Below are 13227 nucleotides of genomic sequence, written 5' to 3' on the forward strand. Positions count from 1 at the left end.
GGAATTCTGTATTCTTTTCCGACCCTGTATGCTTTAATCTCGCCGGCTTTGATTTTTCTGAGGAGTGTCGGCTTGCTGATGCCAAGGAGCTGTGCCGCTTTCCCTGTCCGATAAAGCTTCATACTGCACACCCCTATTACAAACAATGACACAAAATATATAAACTTTACGATTTTAACCATTTAGAAAACAGCCCCTAGGAATGGCAATTGTCGGTCCTCTCCTAGACATTGTTAATGTTTCAACTCTTATAGCTACATTAGTCGTTATAAGTCTCTTCGTATCAGTATACTACTACACCAACTTCAAAGAGATCATTATGAGGATTGGTGCTGAACACAAGGGATAACAGGATAAGCTTTGATTTCCTCCTGACTCTGGGAATACAATACCTCAAGAATCTCAGTATTTTTCTTTCGCCGGTTTTCTTATTTTCTTCGGGTTGATTTAGCATAATCTTTTCAAGGGCCAATCTGGAAGCTTCATAATGCTAAAATTCTAAAGAGATCTCGGAAGACCCAAAATTGCTCAGTTTTGACCAGTGAAATATTGTAATTTGAGCACTCTAAGAAATAATGAGGTGATGTGAAGTGTTTGATTTCGAGAGCTTGAGATTTTGGAAGAGAGTAGGTAAAGATGAAAGCAATGTTATGAAAGAGTGGGCAGTCAAAGAGGCATGGGGATTTAGAAACTTGATGTGAGGCATGCGCATGGCAAAATGAAAATTGCGAAGAAAAACCAAATTAAGCCAGAGAAGTATATTTCTGGCTTGCTTTATGTTTAAAACAATGGATATCAATTCCCCTAAACCCAAAAAGGGAAAGTTTCAAAAAGGGAAGATAACTAGGATATTTAATATCAAGAGATCTTATGGAGGTTGCACAAGGGATGAACATTGCTAAAAATAATTGGCAACTTGCTCCAGAAGCCATGCTTTTTTAATTTCGACCCCTTTTTTGTATGCCTCGCTAATGGTAGGGGGAGTGCACACCGAAATCATAGCATCTATATTAGTTCCATCGACTTCTCTAATCTCGATCATAGTATCACATGCTATATCTTAACGGGATTGTATAAATACTTGCTGGGTTTATTCAAACTGAGGTCCTCTCGACCTCCTCCCCGCCCTAAAGGGCGAGACTTTCAAGGGATAATCTATAGTGTATCAACCTTTTTATTTTTACTTTTATTAATTGGAAAGTTTTATAAATTCTAATGGTAATAGCTACTCCGAGGTGAAATCATGCTGGGGATGTGGTGGACAATAGGTTTGGTTGTTGGGCTTTTGAGCCTCTTATGAGTAGTTTACGATATCGCCAAAAACCAAAAAGACATGGGCACTGGCAGAAAGGTTCTATGGATAATTGTGACACTGCTGTTCGGCCTAATTGGAGCAGCGGCATATTACATTGTGGAAAAGAGGAGTTAACTCCTCCTGGCTTTAATTTTTTCTCCCCTATAAAAGTTTATAAGGTACCGCTTCATCGAGTTTAGGGTTACCGGTCTCATTGTTTCTCTCATCCAATCCGGCAAATCCCTTTGAATTGACCTCCAGAGCAAGCGGTAATCCAAGACTATTATCGCACCTTTTTCGTCTTCACTTCTGTGCACTCTTCCGGCGGCCTGAACAAGCTTCCTGTGGGCCGGCAAGATGTAACCATAGTACCTTCCCTTTCCGGGGAACTTGTTTTCGAAGTACCTTATTTGGGCTTGAACTCTCGGCGTTGGCCTTGCGTAGGGAATACCCACAAGAACAACACCGTTCATTTCATCTCCGCTGTAATCCTGCCCTTCACTGTTCCTTCCACCCATGACTCCAAGCAAAACAGCCCCCTCTCTTTTTGCCTCCTCCTTAAATGCCATAACCAGAAGGTCATTCTCCTTTGAAGAAGCCCCCTTCTGCTCAATGAACACCTTTTTTCCGCTCTCTTCCTGTATCTGCACATCCACATTTGCCGATAAAAGCCCCTCAAGGACTTCATAAGAAGCCGTAAAAACGCCCACGTTCTTTGGGATGAGCTTCACCGCTTCGACAATATATCTTGCAAGCTTCTTGTAAAGTTCAAGGTTCCTCTCATCTCCTCTAGTAGAAACATCTTTTGCAACCAGGACAAGAGCGTTTTCCCTCTTAACCATCCTCGGGAATTTTTTAAGTTTGCCCTCTACTCCCATTATATCCGCAAAAGCTTCTAGAGGGCTCAGCGTTCCTGACATGAAAATTGTAGAGTGAACGTTATTGATAAAGCTCAAAGCCTTTGAGGGATCCAACGCCACAAGCTCAAGAGAAAACCCTTTATCTCTGCTCATCAAAAACAGGTAATCCTCCTTCCCGATAAGGGCAAACCAAAGAAGCAAAAACTCCCCTACTCTTCCTACATAGCTTCTCGGGGGAAGGTTCCTCTCAATTTTGTCTTCTCTTATCGCATCTCCTGCCTTTACCATCTGATCAAGAATCCTAATGAGCTGCTTCTCGTTGATCCCCAAGACGTCAAAAACATGGTAAAAAATGCTTTCGGGGAGTATGGGAACTTCTTCAACCTTCACATCCTTCAATTTTTCCTGGTAAAGATTTTCCAGCCCCTTCAGAAAAATACTCAAAAAATTCGCTATTTCGTGCTCCTTATACTCGTCAGCTTCCTTTATGGCCCTGTTGATGCTGTGGATGCTTATCCTATCACTGAGGGCGTTTATTGCCTGATCGGGTAGGTTGTGCGCCTCGTCGAAGATCAATATCAGGTCAGAATAATCAAAATCAAAGTAGCTCATAAAGTTCTCCCTGATGGAGGGATTTATCATATAAAGGTAGCTAGCCACTATTACATCAGAGCTCAGCGCAATCTTTCTGGTAACTTCATAAGGACAGAAGTCAAACATTTTAGAATATGTGAGCACCGCTATGGGCTCTGCAGGCGTCTGAATGAAGTACTGAACAAGTTCATCAAATTCCTCCTTTTTTTTCTTTAAGTTTTCAAAAAACTCACATTTGCCGAGCTTTTTGAGATTCTTGCAGACTATCATCGCGTTGTAGGCATCGGGGGCAAAGTTTTGGATGTACTGGTGAAGGCAAAGCTCCTTTCTGCTCCTGAATTCAACTCCGCTCACATGAGTTTTCTTGCTGATAGCTTTGAGTTCCTCTATAACTCTGTCCATCTGCTTATGCGTTCTTGCGAGGTAGATTATCTTGTACCCCATCTCCTTGGCATAGGGCAAAGCTCCAGCCAATACACTTACAGTTTTTCCAAAACCGGTGGGGGCTTCAACGACAAGATTTTCCCCATTTCTTACTGCACTGTCAACTAACTTGATGAATTCTTCTTGATTTGGCCTTAAGGACTGGTATGGGAAATATTCGCTCATCTTAACTCAACAAAAAAGTTATTAATGAGGGTTTTTAACTTTTCCCAAAGTGAGGAGAGGGATAAAATGAAGAAATATCAAAAAAAGCTGATAGAGGCCGGAATTGAAGGGGCGATAATCACGGTTTTAGCTTACCTCTTCTACTACCAGAACTACCTTCTCCATAAATGGTACCGCGGCCTTCCGTTGCCATCAAAAATTCCATTTATGGTTGCTGGAATTCTCACAGGAGCTGCTTATTTCATTTACAAACTCTACAGAACCTATCCTATGATGCAGAAAGAAAAAATAGCGGATGTAATAAAAGAAGAAAATTTAGAGGCCCTTTAATCAAATTTCAAGCTCATGTATGTGCTCAAGGATCTTTACCATCAGCTTAACGCTTGCATCGACGTCCCTCTCATCCACAACTTCTGCGTTCGAGTGGATGTACCTTGATGGAATGCTTATTGCCCCGGTTGGCACACCAGCCTTGTTAAGGTGTATCGCACCGGCATCGGTTCCTCCGCCAAGGAGAATGTCCCACTGGTATGGGATCTCGTGCTTCTTTGCGAGCTCTTCCATCCATCTAACTATTGTTGGGTGGCATATAACTGAGCGGTCCATTATCTTTATTGCTGTTCCCTTACCGAGCTGGGTAACCTGCTTGTGCTCTGGAGTGCCTGGGACATCGGCAGCGATTGTTACATCTATGGCAAATCCGTAGTCGGGGTCAATGCCAAAAGCGCTTGTCTTTGCTCCCCTAAGCCCGACTTCCTCTTGAACTGTTGCCACGAAGTAGATGTCAGCGTTTGACTCTTTAAGTTGCCTTGCGGTCTCAACGAGGGTGTAGACAGCTATTCTATCGTCAAATGCAATGCTAACAAAGCGGTGCTTGCCAAGCCTCTCGAGCCTTCCATCCCATGTAATCACGGTTCCAATCTTAACGCCCATCTCTTCGGCTTCTTCCTTTGATTCAGCCCCTATGTCAATGAAAATCTGATCCCAATCTGGAGCCTTTGTCCTTTCTTCTGGCTTTTGGATGTGTGGTGGAACACTTCCACCAACTCCGTAGATGAACTTGTCCTTGTCAATCCAGACCTTGAAGCGCTGGGCAACTAAAGTTCTTGGGTCAATTCCACCTATTGGGGCAACCCTCAAGAAACCGTTCTTTTCAATGTGAGTTACCATAAGTCCTATTTGGTCCATATGGCCGGCAATCATAACCTTCGGACCATCGCCCTTCTTGTGGGCAATAACGTTTCCGAGCTTGTCGACTTTGATTTCATCGACATAATCCTTCAGGGCTTCAATAACAACATCCCTAACTCCCATAAACTCATATCCTGTAACTCCCGGGGCTTCGACTATCTTCTTTAACAGCTCGTAGTCCACCATCACTACCACCTCATTTAGATATTCATCGTAATGTTGAATGAATAATATTTAAGGTTTTAGGTCGAGAATTTTGACGGGAGGCATTATGTTGCTGAACCTTCAGGTAATAAATTGCACCTTCATAACAAGGCTTAACAGATTTGTGGGGCTGGTGGAGGTTAACGGAGAACTCAAAAAGGCCTTAATAACAAATACCGGCAGGTTAGAAGAATTCATGGTGAAAGGAAAGAGGGCATTTTGCATCCCCAAACAAGGAGGAAAGACGGATTTCGTTTTGATTGGATTTCTAGAAAAGGATGGAAAAGGAGCAGTTATAGACACGAGAACTCAGGCAAGGGCCTTTGAAAGAGCTGTTGAGCTGGGACTGATCAGGTGGCTTAAAGGATGTAGAATCAAAAGGAGGGAAGTTAAAGTTGGAAACTCCAGGCTGGATTACCTTCTAGACTGCAGTGGTGAAGAGGTCTGGGTAGAGATGAAAAGCGCCGTTCTAAGAGAGAAAGATTATGCCATGTATCCTGACTGCCCAAGTTTAAGGGGACAAAAGCACATAAAAGAACTGATACAGTTAAGGGAAAGCGGCAAAAGGGCTATGATAGTCTTCATAGGGGCGCTACCCGGAGTCAAAAAGTTCAAACCCTACGTTAAAGGCGATCCCAAGATTGCTGAGCTGTTAAAAGAAGCAAAGAAAAAGGGGGTAGAGATTAGAGGAATATCGATAAGCCTCCTCCCCAACGGAGAAGTAATTCTAGAAAACGACGACCTTATAATTGAGGTGTAGCCCAAAGACTTTTATAACGCTCGCCCTATACAAGCTCGGGGTAACACCCCGTGGAGGTGTTGGGAATGACTATTGTAGATGTGAGAATTTTAGTCGAAGGAGCAAGTGATGTGGAGGTTGTAAGTAAAGCCCTTCAAGGCTTAGCCCTTGGCAGCGAGTACAACATAACAATCTCTGCAATAATTCCAACAACAAATCTGGAAATAGCAAAAAGTGCCGTGGCAGGAGCAGATTTGCTAATAATAGCCACCGATGCAGATAGGGTTGGACGGGAACTGGCAGAGAGAATGTTCAAGGAACTCGGCGAACTCGTTGGGCACGTAGAAAGAATGAAAATACCTATGGGGCACGACCTAGAGCACATAGATGTCGAACTTGTCAGAAAAGAACTCAAGAATACCCTCGTAAGAGCTGGCTTGAAGAGCCTCCAGATTTTGCCGGAATATATGGCATTGAGGAACCAGCTACTTGACCTAAAAGGAAAATACGAAATGCTTTTGCAAGAAAACGAGAATCTCAAAAATGAATACCAGGAACTCGAAAACAAGTACAAAGAACTAATGGAGGAATACGGCAGGCTGGTTGAGGAAAACAACCAGCTGAGAGAATCCCTAAAGAAAAGGGCCAACGTCTTCAAGATAAGTGAAATGTGGAAGAAACTCTTCGGAGAGGCAGAGCCCCCAGAGGAAGAATACATAGCAAGAGCAGTTGAGAAGCTCAACCTCGGCGGAAAAGTCATCGTCGGGCAGGGATACATATATTCGGATGATGAAGACTTAGTAATAGAGCTGCTTAGAATAGTCAACTTAAGCCTCAGCATAGCAGAAAAGGAAGAAAGCAGGAGAGAAGAGCCGGAAGTCAAAGAAGAGGAAGAAACTGCAGAGAAGTTAGAAGGATCCATGGCTGAGTTTGAGGACTTCTAATCCTTATAAAACTTATTTTTGTGGTCTTTATGGACGTTATAGAGGAATTCAAAACGTACCTCGAACTCGAGGGGAAAAGCCCTCATACCGTCAAAATGTATGCTTACTATGTTGAGCGTTTCTTAAAAGAAGCTAAGACTCCAAACTATCGCTCTGCACTCCGATTCTTGGCAAATCTTAAACAAAGCGGGTATTCCAACAAAAGTCTCAACCTTGTGGTTCAAGCACTAAAGGCGTACTTTAAGTTCGAAGGGCTCGACGATGAGGCGGAGCGATTAAAATCCCCAAAAGTGCCCCGAAGCCTGCCAAAAAGCCTAACAAGAGAAGACGTGAAAAAGCTCATAAAAGCAGTTCCGCCCACAAGAAAAAGAGACAGACTAATAATTCTGCTCCTCTACGGTACTGGATTAAGAGTAAGCGAAGTTTGCAACCTTAAAATAGAGGATATCGACTTCAACCGGGGAGTTTTAGTTGTAAGGGGAGGAAAAGGCGCAAAAGACAGAATAGTTCCTCTCCCGGAGTTTCTCTTAAAGGAAGTCGAGGATTATCTGAAAACAAGGGAAGATGGAAGTGAGTACCTTTTTGTTGAGGTCAGAAGGGCAAAGAAGGATAAGCTCTCCACAAAAACAGTATGGTACATTCTCAAAAAGTATGGAAGCAAAGCCGGAGTGAAGGTAACTCCACACATGCTCCGCCACAGCTTTGCAACCCACATGCTGGAAAAGGGTGTGGACATAAGGGTTATCCAGGAAATTCTTGGCCATTCAAACCTCTCAACAACGCAGATATACACAAAAGTCACGGTGGAACACCTAAAGAAAGCGCAGGAAAAAGCAAAGCTTGTTGAAGAAATAATGAGAGACTGATATTCGTTTCCCCTAAAGGGCAGGATCTCCAAAAGAAAAAAGTAAATCACTCTTTCCTTCTCAACATGCTCAGATAGCTTGCAAAAGCCCCAGCAGATATTGTGTCTCCCAGCCCGACTGTAGATACCGGGTTCTTTACAAGCCTTGTCGGGATAATAACTATCTTGTATTCCCTTGTTCTCATTTTGGCCTTTGCCTCTTCAAACCTCAGCTTCACGTATTCCCCCTTTTCGTTGAATGGGACACTCAGACCGACCTTGATGTCCTCCGGCCTTTTGATATCCCCAAGAGATGCTCTTGCAGCTGCAAGGGTCGTCCCCACTTCCAAGGACTTCATCAGCTCTTCCTCACTGAGCGGATTGTCGCTGTGGGTTATGTACATGAGGTAGTAGATTGTGTGCACCTGAAGGATTTCAAGGTTCAATTCATCGAGGAGGATTTTGGCTCCTAAAACAGCATCCTCAATTCTGTTGTATGTGAAAATCCTATCGCTTAGCTCTCTATACCCCAGAACGCTCAGTATGTGGGCTATCTCGGCCTCGTCCATCCCTACGCTGTCAACGAGAGGGAAGATGTTGTAGATCACCTTCTTCCTGAGTTCTCTGTCCTGAATGGATGCAAATTCTACGTGAATCTTTATGTCCTTTTTCTTCTTCAGCAGTTTTATATCCTCTTTGGCCTTCCTTAGATAGTAGTTTGCATCCTTTCCGTCGCTGTAGTATTTTCTTAACCCCTGATAGCCTGAAAGAATGGCGCCATCTACCATCTCGCCTATCTCGGGCAGATGTGGTTTTAGCTCCGGGGAAGTTTCAATTCTCGCAAACTCCTCGAATCTGGAAGCAACGATGAACCTTCCGGAGTAGGGGACTTCGATAGTCTCATTTCCAAGCTTGAATCTTGTGCCGGCTCTAAACTCAAAAATTCTGTTAATCTTCACCGGGTCGTTCTCTCTATAAGCTTCGACAGGCTTCTTTAAGACAAGCTTTCCTTCTTCGACAACCGGATAGAGGAGGTTATCCTTATTTACGAACATCTCAGCTTGTTTTTTTCCAAGATAAGGGGAGTAGGCAATTACTTTATTAAAGTCCAAGTTGGCAAGGAGATTTGCTATTACCCCCACTTGTCCCCCAATTCTCTCAGAATCGTATTTAAAGCGGGAATCAAACCATCTATCGGTCTCAACACTCACCAGAGGCACGGCTTGAGGTTTTCCGGTCTTGAGGGCATGTATTAATCTCGCAACAAAGTCTAAAGGCTCGTTTATCTCTCTCGGGTATTCATCAATTCGTTTCTTAATGTTCTCTGCTCCAAATTCCTTTATGAGGTTCTCTATGTGCTTTTCGTTCAAATATACTATTGCGTCAACGTTGACGTTGTAGGCCAAGTAAATGTTCATTCTCTGGAAGTCCTTGATGAACTCCATCATTTTATCACCCTCAGTGAGTACTCTAAGAAAATTTACAAGAGAGTGCTTAAAAATATTTTCATGAAGATAAAGAAAATCGGTAAAAGAATTAAAACTCCATAAAAAGCTTTCCGAGCCAGGGGATTTTCTCCCCTACGTCAAGTTCCCTCAAAGCAAGCCACAGAGAGGCCTGATTGCTTGTAACGACTGGAACACCCAGGTCCTCTTCGAGAGCCTCGATTATTTCAAAAGTCCTCAAGTTGGTGCAGCTTATGAATATTGCATCTGCCTCATCTGTAAAGAGTGCCTTGACCATCCGGTAGGCTTCATAGGGTTCGAGCCTTCCGATTTTGGTATTGTCGACTATTCCAAGTCCTCTGATGTCTATGACCTCAAACTCATTTGCCTCCAAAAACTCCTTCTCTCTCTGGTTTATCTCATCAGTGTAGGGGGTTATGACAAGTATTCTCTGGGAGTCGAGAATCTTGAGGGCCTCGACAACTGCTGTACTCGTCGTCACAACCGGCAGCTTAACCTCGCTCTCTATCTTCTCCTCAATCTCCCTGTCAAATTCTCCACCGCCTATGAAAGAGCCACTCGTACACCCGTAGAGAATTAAGTCAACGTCGGCATCTTTCAACATCTTTGCACTTTCCACTGCAAGCCCGCTCATTGCTAAAAGCTCCTCCTCTGTAACGTTCTTCAAAGGCATTCTCGCTGTGTGAAGTGATACTCCCTCAGGTAAAGCTGAATGCAGCTCCATCTCCATCGTTGTATTTGAGGACGGAACTATCAAGCCAATTCTACCTCTCCATCCGTACATATTTTCACCTAAAAGGAGCTTTATTTCTCACCTATATTAAAGTTTTCCAAAAATTCTAATAAACTTCAAGTGCAAATGGACTCTGGTGATGAAAATGATAAGATACCCCGCAGTTGCCGGGAGCTTTTATCCCTCTGGAGAAGAGCTAAGACTCATGCTTGATGAGTTTTTCAGTGACCTTGGGGAGCTTGGAGAAGAAAGGAAGATTACCGCGGGAGTTGCACCTCACGCAGGATATATTTTCTCGGGCTACACAGCTTCGAGAACATACAAAGCTATCTATGAGGATGGCCTCCCGGAGACGTTTGTAATTATAGGGCCCAACCACACCGGCCTCGGTTCCCCCGTGGCAGTTTACCCTGAAGGCATTTGGAGGACCCCAATGGGAGATGTTGAAGTTGATGCTGAGCTAGCAAAGACTATCGCAAGACACTCCGGTTTGGCAGATTTGGACGAGTTCGCCCACAAATACGAGCACTCTCTGGAAGTGCAGGTACCCTTTATTCAATACATCTCCGAAAAAGCAGGAAAAGAAGTGAAGATCGTCCCCATAGCCCTCGGACTGCAAGATGAAGAGGTTGCCGAAGATCTGGGAAGGGCAATATTTGAAGCAAGCCAAGAGCTTGGGAGGGATGTAGTTGTTATAGCAAGCACGGACATGATGCACTACGGCTATGCCTACGGCTACGTGCCTTTTAGGGCAAGAGGAGACGATTTGCTGGGAAGAATTAGGGAATGGGACTTCAGAGTAATTCAAAAGATTCTCGAATTTGATTATAAAGGAATGTTCGACGAGATAAGGAAAATGAACCATACAATGTGCGGTCCGGGAGGAGTTGCAACGGCAATAGTCTTCTCAAGACTCAGCGAAGCAGTTGAAGCGGAGGTGTTACACTACACAACGAGCTTTGAGGTGAGCAGGTCAACAGATGCGATAGTGGGTTATGTGAGTATTGTCATGAGAAGAGTGTGAGGGATATAACTGAAGAAAAGACAAATTGGGCACATGCTCCAAAATTGGTTCGATTTTTGGAATCTCCCCCTTTATTTTTGCTGCACTTTATTTAGGTGATCTTATTATTTAACTGGATAATCCCACTTTAACAACGCCGATGCCATAGAGCTCATTGTAAAGTCTATCACGTTCTTTCTCCTGCTTGGAGGTCCCTAATTTTCGGTATTCTGCCCTAAGGGCAGTAAAACAACAAAAACATCGGGCACAACAGGCCTATTAATTGCCGGCGTAGTCTTTGCATGTATGCAGTTACTAAAATCCAAAATTTAAGAGGGTACAAAAACAACCAAAAGAAAAATAAATTTGGAGTGTATATCCTAGACCATGGAGATTGAAGATACTATAAAAACCGAAGAGACCTTTAAGAGATTCATACTTTCGTTGAAGTTATCGAAAACTTTCTGGAGGGCTAAAAATGAGGAGGGTTCTTGCTTCCGCACCCGCTAAAATTATTCTCTTCGGAGAACACAGTGTAGTTTATGGAAAGCCTGCTATAGCTGCAGCCATTGATTTGAGGACTTATGTAAGAGCAGAGTTTAATGAAAACGGAAGGATTAGAATAGAGGCTAAAGACATAAGAACCCCTGGCTTGACGGTATCATTTTCCGAAGACCAGATTTATTTCGAGACAGACTATGGAAAGGCTGCAGAAGTTTTGAGTTATGTTAGAGAAGCCATAAACCTCGTAATGGAAGAAGCAGGTGTGCAAAAGGGAATAACGGTTTCGATAACTTCTCAAATCCCAGTTGGTGCTGGATTGGGAAGTTCAGCTGCCGTTGCAGTAGCGACAATAGGAGCCGTATCAAGGCTTCTTGGGCTTGAGCTGAGCAAAGAAGAGGTCGCCAAGCTGGGGCATAAAGTGGAGCTCCTTGTTCAGGGAGCATCGAGCGGCATTGACCCAACGGTTTCAGCTGTTGGGGGCTTTCTCCACTACCAAAAGGGCTCTTTCGAGAGCTTGCCTGTAGTTGAACTGCCGATAGTTGTGGGTTACACCGGTTCAAGCGGCTCGACAAAGGAATTAGTGGCAAAAGTTAGAAGAAACTACGAAGAAATGCCTGAGATAATTGAACCTATTCTCAATTCAATGGGTAATCTCGTAGAAAAGGCAAGAGAAGTTATTCTCGCAGAGTACGACAGGGAAATCAAGTTCCAGCTGCTTGGAAGATTGATGAACATAAACCATGGCCTTCTCGATGCCCTTGGTGTCTCAACAAAAAGCCTGAGCGATTTGGTTTACGCTTCAAGGGAGGCCGGGGCTCTTGGGGCGAAGATAACAGGTGCCGGAGGGGGAGGATGTATGTACGCCTTGGCTCCAGGGAAGCAGAGCGAGGTGGCAACGGCCATAAAGATAGCGGGTGGAGTGCCAATGATAACAAAGATAAGCAGAGAGGGACTGAGAATCGAGGAGGTCGAAGAATGATAGTCCTCAAGCTCGGGGGAAGCGTGATAAGTGACAAAACCGTGCCCTACTCATTTAATCGAGAAGTCCTTGAGAACATAGCAGAAGAACTCTCCCGGTTTTACCCCGAGGAGAGCTTTATCCTCGTACACGGAGGAGGAAGCTTTGGGCACCCAAATGCGAGGAAGTACAGAATCAGGGAAGGGCTAACCGGAGATGTAGAGCGCAAAAGGATTGGCTTCTCAAAGACTCATCAAGCTATGCTAAAGCTCAACGACTTGATAATTCAGGTGTTTTTGGAAAAAAGATTGCCAGCTTATTCAGTCTCATCTTCCTCAATGTTCCTTATAGAGAACGGTCACGTTGTTTATGGAGATGTTGAAGTTTTAAGAAAGCTCTTTGAAAATGGATTTATCCCCATTTTGTTTGGAGATACAGCAATAGCTTTGGATAAAGGCATTGACATCCTTTCGGGAGATCAGATAGTGAGTTATTTAGCTAAGATGCTAAAGCCGAGCAAAGTTATCTTTATGATGGATGTTGATGGAATTTATGACAGGAATCCGAAGGAAAAAGATGCGAAGCTAATTGAAGAGCTTAATGCTGAAGAAATTAGACATTTGCTGAAAAGTCCAGAGTCAGCTGGAATTGATGTAACTGGAGGAATTGGAAACAAGCTGAGAGAGGCTTTAAAGATAGCAAAGCACAGTGAAGTTTATTTCATAAATGGGAAAGTTAGGGGGAATCTGAGCAGGGCAATACGGGGAGAGAAAGTGGGGACAAGGCTTAGATTTTAATGTTCATTCTTTTACTTGGGTTTTCTTTCAACCAAAATTAAATGGAAAACTTAACTCGGAATAAATTTATACCCGAAACAAAAAGGAGGAATCTTTACTTTAAGTAAAAGGAAAGATTTATAAGAGTTAGTTTCTTATTAAACACTGCAAACAATTCGAGGAGATAAACGTTATGAAGTGGAAGGGCTGTTTCATAGGTAGTGATAAATGGAACTTTTGAATTCTTTTGTTGATACTGTTAGGATAACTGGGGCATCACCTCCTGAAGCCATTCAGTAACATCACCAGGCGGATCACCAAAACTAGAATGAATTCTGACAAAATTATACCAGAAGGCAAACAGAAAAACAAACCTATGAACCCTCCTCCAGTCTTTACCCCTGAAATTATTCCAGAAACGCTTCGTCCTCTCCTTCAACGTCCTAAACCAGCGCTCAACACTGTTCCTCGGCCCGAAAGTCACATGCAGATAACCCAACCTCAAACT

General features: G+C 43.5%; 14 protein-coding genes and 1 pseudogene. 9 read left to right on the plus strand and 6 right to left on the minus strand.

Annotated elements, in window-relative coordinates:
• Positions 1 to 122, minus strand: a 122-nt coding sequence (locus tag GBV73_RS08465; RefSeq protein ID WP_152880586.1) for an excisionase family DNA-binding protein, incomplete at its 3' end; no start/stop codon positions are given.
• Between the two features lie 80 nt (positions 123 to 202).
• Between GBV73_RS08465 and GBV73_RS08470 the strand changes: the two genes are divergently transcribed.
• Together GBV73_RS08470 and GBV73_RS11565 are read left to right on the plus strand one after the other, a co-directional pair.
• The gene (locus GBV73_RS08470; protein ID WP_216643941.1) at positions 203 to 349 is read left to right on the plus strand and encodes a hypothetical protein; all 147 of its coding nucleotides are present in this window, start codon (positions 203 to 205) and stop codon (positions 347 to 349) included.
• Positions 350 to 1312: 963 nt separating this feature from the next.
• Positions 1313 to 1429, plus strand: coding sequence for a PLDc N-terminal domain-containing protein (locus GBV73_RS11565; protein ID WP_283217997.1), 117 nt, complete (start codon positions 1313 to 1315; stop codon positions 1427 to 1429).
• On the opposite strand, the gene GBV73_RS08480 is transcribed toward GBV73_RS11565, so the two are convergent.
• Complete coding sequence (locus GBV73_RS08480; RefSeq protein WP_152880725.1) at positions 1426 to 3357, minus strand: helicase C-terminal domain-containing protein; 1932 nt, start codon at positions 3355 to 3357, stop codon at positions 1426 to 1428. The two genes, GBV73_RS11565 and GBV73_RS08480, sit on opposite strands and share 4 nt — an antisense overlap.
• 66 nt (positions 3358 to 3423) lie before the next feature.
• On the opposite strand from GBV73_RS08480, the gene GBV73_RS08485 reads away from it, so the two are divergent.
• Positions 3424 to 3687, plus strand: a complete 264-nt coding sequence (locus GBV73_RS08485) for a hypothetical protein (protein ID WP_152880727.1) — start codon at positions 3424 to 3426, stop codon at positions 3685 to 3687.
• On the opposite strand, the gene GBV73_RS08490 is transcribed toward GBV73_RS08485, so the two are convergent.
• Positions 3688 to 4734 (minus strand): M42 family metallopeptidase, encoded by a 1047-nt coding sequence (locus GBV73_RS08490; RefSeq protein WP_152880730.1) that lies wholly within the window; start codon positions 4732 to 4734, stop codon positions 3688 to 3690.
• An 85-nt stretch (positions 4735 to 4819) separates the two neighbouring features.
• On the opposite strand from GBV73_RS08490, the gene sfsA reads away from it, so the two are divergent.
• The 3 genes from sfsA (at position 4820) to xerA (ending at position 7301) form a co-directional block, all read left to right on the plus strand.
• Positions 4820 to 5512 (plus strand): DNA/RNA nuclease SfsA, encoded by a 693-nt coding sequence (gene sfsA, locus GBV73_RS08495; RefSeq protein WP_152880740.1) that lies wholly within the window; start codon positions 4820 to 4822, stop codon positions 5510 to 5512.
• Positions 5513 to 5577: 65 nt separating this feature from the next.
• Complete coding sequence (locus GBV73_RS08500) at positions 5578 to 6435, plus strand: toprim domain-containing protein (RefSeq protein ID WP_152880732.1); 858 nt, start codon at positions 5578 to 5580, stop codon at positions 6433 to 6435.
• Positions 6436 to 6464: 29 nt separating this feature from the next.
• Positions 6465 to 7301, plus strand: a complete 837-nt coding sequence (gene xerA, locus GBV73_RS08505; protein WP_152880734.1) for a site-specific tyrosine recombinase/integron integrase — start codon at positions 6465 to 6467, stop codon at positions 7299 to 7301.
• A gap of 46 nt (positions 7302 to 7347) precedes the next feature.
• Here the strand turns inward: xerA and pfkC are convergent, their stop codons facing one another.
• Together pfkC and GBV73_RS08515 are read right to left on the minus strand one after the other, a co-directional pair.
• A complete protein-coding gene (gene pfkC, locus GBV73_RS08510) occupies positions 7348 to 8727 on the minus strand; it encodes an ADP-specific phosphofructokinase (protein WP_042699297.1) in 1380 nt (459 codons plus the stop codon).
• An 88-nt stretch (positions 8728 to 8815) separates the two neighbouring features.
• On the minus strand, positions 8816 to 9529 hold the full coding sequence (locus tag GBV73_RS08515; RefSeq protein WP_042699300.1) for an aspartate/glutamate racemase family protein: 714 nt from the start codon (positions 9527 to 9529) through the stop codon (positions 8816 to 8818).
• 94 nt (positions 9530 to 9623) lie between these two features.
• Between GBV73_RS08515 and GBV73_RS08520 the strand changes: the two genes are divergently transcribed.
• The 3 genes from GBV73_RS08520 to GBV73_RS08530 all read left to right on the plus strand — a co-directional run bounded on the left by GBV73_RS08520 (position 9624) and on the right by GBV73_RS08530 (position 12740).
• Entirely contained in the window at positions 9624 to 10502 is an 879-nt protein-coding gene (locus tag GBV73_RS08520) for an MEMO1 family protein (protein WP_152880742.1), read from the plus strand.
• Between the two features lie 457 nt (positions 10503 to 10959).
• Positions 10960 to 11964: a mevalonate kinase gene (locus tag GBV73_RS08525; protein WP_152880736.1), complete on the plus strand. Its 1005-nt coding sequence runs from the start codon at positions 10960 to 10962 to the stop codon at positions 11962 to 11964.
• On the plus strand, positions 11961 to 12740 hold the full coding sequence (locus GBV73_RS08530) for an isopentenyl phosphate kinase (RefSeq protein WP_152880738.1): 780 nt from the start codon (positions 11961 to 11963) through the stop codon (positions 12738 to 12740). The genes GBV73_RS08525 and GBV73_RS08530 overlap by 4 nt, the downstream gene beginning before the upstream one ends.
• 238 nt (positions 12741 to 12978) lie before the next feature.
• Here the strand turns inward: GBV73_RS08530 and GBV73_RS08535 are convergent.
• Positions 12979 to 13227, minus strand: a pseudogene (locus tag GBV73_RS08535) (IS6 family transposase); the annotation flags it as partial.

The sequence above is a fragment of the Thermococcus sp. 101 C5 genome (assembly GCF_009372125.1).
Taxonomy (GTDB): domain Archaea; phylum Methanobacteriota_B; class Thermococci; order Thermococcales; family Thermococcaceae; genus Thermococcus_A; species Thermococcus_A bergensis.

What these genes read in the sequence shown, in the direction of transcription:
- GBV73_RS08470 (WP_216643941.1), top strand. Translation starts at nt 203, where the DNA reads ATGGCAATTGTCGGTCCTCTCCTAGACATTGTTAATGTTTCAACTCTT.
- GBV73_RS08480 (WP_152880725.1), bottom strand. Translation starts at nt 3,357, where the DNA reads ATGAGCGAATATTTCCCATACCAGTCCTTAAGGCCAAATCAAGAAGAA.
- GBV73_RS08485 (WP_152880727.1), top strand. Translation starts at nt 3,424, where the DNA reads ATGAAGAAATATCAAAAAAAGCTGATAGAGGCCGGAATTGAAGGGGCG.
- GBV73_RS08490 (WP_152880730.1), bottom strand. Translation starts at nt 4,734, where the DNA reads ATGGTGGACTACGAGCTGTTAAAGAAGATAGTCGAAGCCCCGGGAGTT.
- sfsA (WP_152880740.1), top strand. Translation starts at nt 4,820, where the DNA reads ATGTTGCTGAACCTTCAGGTAATAAATTGCACCTTCATAACAAGGCTT.
- GBV73_RS08500 (WP_152880732.1), top strand. Translation starts at nt 5,578, where the DNA reads ATGACTATTGTAGATGTGAGAATTTTAGTCGAAGGAGCAAGTGATGTG.
- xerA (WP_152880734.1), top strand. Translation starts at nt 6,465, where the DNA reads ATGGACGTTATAGAGGAATTCAAAACGTACCTCGAACTCGAGGGGAAA.
- pfkC (WP_042699297.1), bottom strand. Translation starts at nt 8,727, where the DNA reads ATGATGGAGTTCATCAAGGACTTCCAGAGAATGAACATTTACTTGGCC.
- GBV73_RS08515 (WP_042699300.1), bottom strand. Translation starts at nt 9,529, where the DNA reads ATGTACGGATGGAGAGGTAGAATTGGCTTGATAGTTCCGTCCTCAAAT.
- GBV73_RS08520 (WP_152880742.1), top strand. Translation starts at nt 9,624, where the DNA reads ATGATAAGATACCCCGCAGTTGCCGGGAGCTTTTATCCCTCTGGAGAA.
- GBV73_RS08525 (WP_152880736.1), top strand. Translation starts at nt 10,960, where the DNA reads ATGAGGAGGGTTCTTGCTTCCGCACCCGCTAAAATTATTCTCTTCGGA.
- GBV73_RS08530 (WP_152880738.1), top strand. Translation starts at nt 11,961, where the DNA reads ATGATAGTCCTCAAGCTCGGGGGAAGCGTGATAAGTGACAAAACCGTG.